Annotated in this window: 1 protein-coding gene; it reads right to left on the reverse strand. The window is 66.7% G+C overall.

Annotation, left to right across the window (positions count from 1 at the left end; genetic code table 11):
* Nucleotides 1-2,114, reverse strand: a 2,114-nt coding sequence (gene nirB / locus ACSFA8_RS27110) for a nitrite reductase large subunit NirB (RefSeq protein ID WP_435482551.1), incomplete at both ends; no start/stop codon positions are given.

A 2,114-nucleotide genomic window follows, 5' to 3' on the forward strand; every position in this document is an offset into this window, starting at 1 on the left:
GGCGTGAACTGCCGCACGTCGACCGCAGCCTGGCTCGACTCGAACCACGGGTCGGGCTCGCCGTCCAGCGCGAACTGCAGCCGCTCCCACAGCGCCCGGCGCCCCTCGGCATCCTCCAGGATGCGCTTTTTCACATGGTCCAGCCCGACCCGCCCGATGTAGTGCACCGTGCGCTCCAGGTACCAGCCCTCCTCGCGGTACAACTGCAGGAAGGCCCCCGTGAACTCCATCACCTCCTGGCTGCTCTTGACCTTCACCAGGAAGTGCGCCACCTCGGTCTTGATGCCGCCGTTGCCCCCCACATAGATCTCCCAGCCCGAGTCCACCCCGATCACCCCCACGTCCTTGATGCCGGCCTCGGCGCAGTTGCGCGGGCACCCGCTCACCGCGATCTTGACCTTGTGCGGCGAGTACATCGCCCACAGCGCGTGCTCGATATCCTTGCCCATCTGCGTGGAGTCCTGCGTGCCGAAGCGGCACCACTCGCTGCCCACGCAGGTCTTCACCGTGCGCAGCGACTTCGCATACGCAAACCCCGAAGGCATGCCGATGTCCTTCCACACGCCCGCCAGGTCTTCCTTCTTCACCCCCAGGAGGTCGATGCGCTGGCCGCCGGTGACCTTCACGGTCGGGATCTTGTACTTGTCGGCCGCGTCCGCGATGCGGCGCAGCTCGTCGGGCGTGGTGTGCCCGCCCCACATGCGCGGAATCACCGAGTAGGTGCCGTCCTTCTGGATGTTGGCGTGGCTGCGCTCGTTGATGAAGCGGCTCTGCGGATCGTCCCGGGCCTCCTTCGGCCAGGTGCTGATCAGGTAGTAGTTGACCGCCGGGCGGCAGGTGGCGCACCCGTTGGGCGTGCGCCAGCCAAGGCCCTCGTAGACCTCGGCATGCGTCAGGTACTTCTGCGCGCGGATGGCGTCGCGCACGTCCTTGTGGCTCGCGTCGGTGCAGCCGCACACCGCTTTCTTCTTGGGCGCGGCCGAGTAGTCGCCGCCGGCCGTGAACATCAGGATCTGCTCGACCAGCCCGGTGCACGAACCGCAGCTCGCACTGGCCTTGGTGTGCTTTTTAACCTCGTCCAGCGTGAACAGGCCCTTGTCCTTGATCGCCTTGCAGATGGCGCCCTTGCTCACGCCGTTGCAGCCGCACACCTCGGCCTCGTCGGGCATGGCGGCCGCGCTGTTGTGCCCCTCGTGGCCGGTGTCGCCGATGTTCGACTCGCCGAACATCAGCTTGTCGCGGATGTCGCTCACGCTGCGCCCGTCGCGCAAGAGCTTGAAGTACCAGCTGCCGTCCACCGTGTCGCCGTACAGGCAGGCGCCCACCAGCTTGTCGTCCTTGATCACCAGCTTCTTGTAGACCCCGCCGAAGGGGTCGCTCATGACGATCTCCTCGGTGCCCTCGCCGCCCATGAACTCGCCGGCGCTGAAGAGGTCGATGCCCGTCACCTTCAGCTTGGTCGAGGTGAGCGAGCCCAGGTAGCGCCCGATGCCGAACTGCGCCAGGTGGTTGGCCGCCACCTTGGCCTGCTCGAACAAGGGCGCCACCAGCCCGTAGGCGATGCCGCGGTGCGCCGCGCATTCGCCCACCGAGTAGATGCGCGCATCGGTCACGGTCTGCATGGTGTCGTTGACCACGATGCCGCGGTTGCAGTGCAGCCGCATCGATTCGGCAAGCGCCGTGTTGGGGCGGATGCCCACCGCCATCACCACCAGGTCGGCCGCGACTTCGGTGCCGTCCTTGAAGCGGATGACCTTCACGCGGCCATCCTCGCCTCCGAGCAGATCCTGCGTCTGCGCGCCGATCAGGAACTTCAGGCCCCGCTCTTCCAGCGACTTCTGCAGGAGCTTGCCCGCCACGTCATCCAGCTGGCGCTCCATCAGCCAGGGCATCACGTGCACCACGGTCACGTTCATGCCGCGCAGCATCAGGCCATTGGCCGCCTCCAGCCCGAGCAGGCCGCCACCGATCACCACCGCGTTCTTGTGCGTCCTGGCGGTCTCGATCATGTAGTCGGTGTCGGCAATGTCGCGGTAGGCGATCACGCCCTTCAAGTCCTTGCCGGGCACCGGCAGCATGAACGGGTTGGAGCCGGTGCACATGAGCAGCCGGTC

This window comes from Variovorax nitratireducens (assembly GCF_051216545.1).
In the GTDB taxonomy this organism is placed as follows: domain Bacteria; phylum Pseudomonadota; class Gammaproteobacteria; order Burkholderiales; family Burkholderiaceae_C; genus Variovorax.